Here is a 2,572-nt window from a genome sequence, read left to right on the forward strand (position 1 = left end):
CATGCCAAGAATATGCGATCTCTGGCTTCTTCTGCTGGATCTATGCCAAAGGATATGGGCATTGGAGGCTTGTTTTGTGGTTCTTGAGCGAACGTATAAGGCCATCCGCGGCGGGATGAAAGCTTGAAAACTAACTCACAGGCTGATCGCCGTCGGGTGTGCAGCCTTGTTCGCCCGTTCTGTTCAAGTCGAGCTGACTTCACTCACGTCGAAAGACCCAAGTTAAAGAATCCATGGTCTAAGTATCAGTCTCTAGTCCGAAGAACCACCGCAAAAAGAAGCCAACATCTCCCACATACAGACCGATTATAACAAGAACGAGCAATGCAACGATCAGAAATATGATTGTCCACTTGATGCTGACAATCCAAGCTGAATGCTTTTCTTTGCTTTGTATTCTCATGGGTTATATTTTGAATGATGCGAACGTTTGAAGTGTGGCACGGCGGGATTGAGGCGTCTAGAGCGAAGCGAACCAGCAGCGTTGTCCGCCGTTGCCACCACTGACTTGTTCGCTGTTGGGATTGTTGTGTTCACGAAAAGAGCTTCTTCCATCAGGGTTTCTCGTTCTCCGCCTTCCACTTCTCCATGGCGAGTCTCTCCTCCTCCAAGGTCTGCTCATAGGGTATCACTGGTGCTGCAGTCTCAAAGCTCGCCTCATAGTCAAAGCGCCCCAAAGAAGCAGCCCAATCGATAATCGGCTCTCGATCCCAATCATGCTGATCTCCATCATTCCTCACGGCTTCCGTCGGGCAACCTTCGACGCCCTCCATGATCGCCGCTACCTCCTCATCAGACTCGGGCTGCTTGTAAACGTATGACTGACCGTAGCGGTCGTCTCTGCGGATGTTATTCGGGGCGCATTCACGGCACAAATCGCAATCCGTGCACTGATCATCCACGTAGAACTTGCCCGGAACATTGAGTGGGTATCGATGGGCGAAGTTCATTTCTTCAGCGAACGTCAAAGGTGAGGCACCGGCTTTAGCCGGTTGCCTCCACCGACTTGTTTGCTTGTTTTCGTTTCTTCGGGTTGGACTCGGGAATGCCAAGCGTGTCTGTCTATCAATTCTACCTCGTAAGTCTTCTCGTCGGTTGAGATCGCGCTGTGACACTGCCAATCAAAGGATACCACCCGCTTCTTGTCTGTCTTGATTCGGTCTGTGTTCATTCCAACTTTCAATGTGGCAGCCTGAATCGCTTCAATTGGGATACGATCCTTCGAAAGTCGATCGAGCAACCATGCCTTCATCTCGGACGCAATGCGAAGGTCAATATCGCCGCGGGTGTCGTGAACCGCTCGTCCTTCGAGGATGTCGAAGTGGATCGTTCCAGAAGGCAGATCAGCCAGCAGTTCCAAATCGTCGCCCATACGCCAACCAATGGCCATGTGGCAAAGGACGTCCGCGTAGTGCTGAAGGACTTTGCGTTTCATTTCTTGAGCTAACGTTTGAGCGCATCCGCGGCGGGATGGAAGCTCGAAATCAAATTGGCGGCTTGTCGCCGTCGGATGCCGCGGCTTGTTCGGCGGTTGTTTCAAGTTCTCTTCTGAGCTCCGCCAACACCTCGCTATCAGACTGCGCCTGAGCCGATCCTTGTGGGTGATCATCGACCAACAAGGTCATGTCAATAATTAGGACAGCAAACGCCTGCCCTACTGCTAATGCCATGATGCCTACAGCAATCCCGTAGAGAAACCCCTTCGTGATCCAAACGCCTATCCCAATACCAAAGGCCAACACCAGAAGCGCAATCTCAATGCAGACGGAAATCAGAATGGCACGAACTCCGGCTTCCAGGATCGCCCCAATCAGGGCCGAAGGCTTTCCGATTCGTGTCTTCATATTCTTGCCGAACGTATAAGGCCATCTACCGCTGACCAGCGGCGGTGCTCCGACTCTGGGTTGAGGTTGTCATTACGGTGAAATTTCGACTCGCGGCGGGTCAGCGGTTAGGTGCGCCGACTTGTTCTGCTCTTCTATTTCGCCGAGTGCCCACGAACGGTATGAAGCTGAATGCGACAAAAACGCCAACGGGGAGCCACAGAGGAACGGCAACTAAAGAGATGCGTCGTCTCCACTCATTGTCTCCCTTGAATCTCTGATCAGACCACCAAAAGCCTTGTCTGTTCCAAAAGGTCTCCACTGGCCAGCCCCAAGAAATGCACTTTTCGTAGGGAGCACTCCAAGCATCCCATGTTCCACCATCAAGCGTCGAAACAAATTGTCCGATTTCATCTTTATCTTTCTCGATTGTGAGGTTTTCAGATTCAAGTCTTCGAAACAATCGAATCCCATGCGGACCCCATCCGAAAGAAAGGAACCATTCATTGCGAAATCCGCTCTCCGTCAGGTATTCATTACCAAATTCAAAACCTTCATCCAAACCTCGGCTTCTGACTAATAGGATTAGAAATATTAGTCCCACGATCAAGCTGAAGAGGGACATAGTGCGCTTCATTTCGTAGCAGAACGTTAAAGGCCATCTGCGGCGGGATGGAAGCAACAAAGTCAACTACCAGGCTGATAGCCGTCGGATGCGCTGCCTTGTTCTGCTTGGTTTTCATTCATTG

Annotated in this window: 4 protein-coding genes; all 4 read right to left on the reverse strand. The window is 51.1% G+C overall.

Going from position 1 to position 2,572, the window contains the following annotated elements:
* Positions 1-554: 554 nt before the first annotated feature.
* The 4 genes from JIN85_RS20070 to JIN85_RS20085 all read right to left on the reverse strand — a co-directional run bounded on the left by JIN85_RS20070 (position 555) and on the right by JIN85_RS20085 (position 2,460).
* A complete protein-coding gene (locus JIN85_RS20070) occupies positions 555-950 on the reverse strand; it encodes a ferredoxin (RefSeq protein WP_200274202.1) in 396 nt (131 codons plus the stop codon).
* A gap of 14 nt (positions 951-964) precedes the next feature.
* Positions 965-1,435, reverse strand: a complete 471-nt coding sequence (locus JIN85_RS20075; RefSeq protein ID WP_200274204.1) for a hypothetical protein — start codon at positions 1,433-1,435, stop codon at positions 965-967.
* A 49-nt stretch (positions 1,436-1,484) separates the two neighbouring features.
* Positions 1,485-1,844 (reverse strand): hypothetical protein, encoded by a 360-nt coding sequence (locus JIN85_RS20080; RefSeq protein WP_200274206.1) that lies wholly within the window; start codon positions 1,842-1,844, stop codon positions 1,485-1,487.
* A 100-nt stretch (positions 1,845-1,944) separates the two neighbouring features.
* Complete coding sequence (locus JIN85_RS20085) at positions 1,945-2,460, reverse strand: hypothetical protein (RefSeq protein WP_200274208.1); 516 nt, start codon at positions 2,458-2,460, stop codon at positions 1,945-1,947.
* Between the last annotated feature and the right edge of the window lie 112 nt (positions 2,461-2,572).

The organism is Luteolibacter pohnpeiensis (genome assembly GCF_016595435.1).
GTDB lineage: Bacteria > Verrucomicrobiota > Verrucomicrobiia > Verrucomicrobiales > Akkermansiaceae > Luteolibacter > Luteolibacter pohnpeiensis.

Bases quoted from the DNA above. Each gene is read 5' to 3' on its own strand.
- JIN85_RS20070 (WP_200274202.1), bottom strand. From the start codon at position 950: ATGAACTTCGCCCATCGATACCCACTCAATGTTCCGGGCAAGTTCTAC.
- JIN85_RS20075 (WP_200274204.1), bottom strand. From the start codon at position 1,435: ATGAAACGCAAAGTCCTTCAGCACTACGCGGACGTCCTTTGCCACATG.
- JIN85_RS20080 (WP_200274206.1), bottom strand. From the start codon at position 1,844: ATGAAGACACGAATCGGAAAGCCTTCGGCCCTGATTGGGGCGATCCTG.
- JIN85_RS20085 (WP_200274208.1), bottom strand. From the start codon at position 2,460: ATGAAGCGCACTATGTCCCTCTTCAGCTTGATCGTGGGACTAATATTT.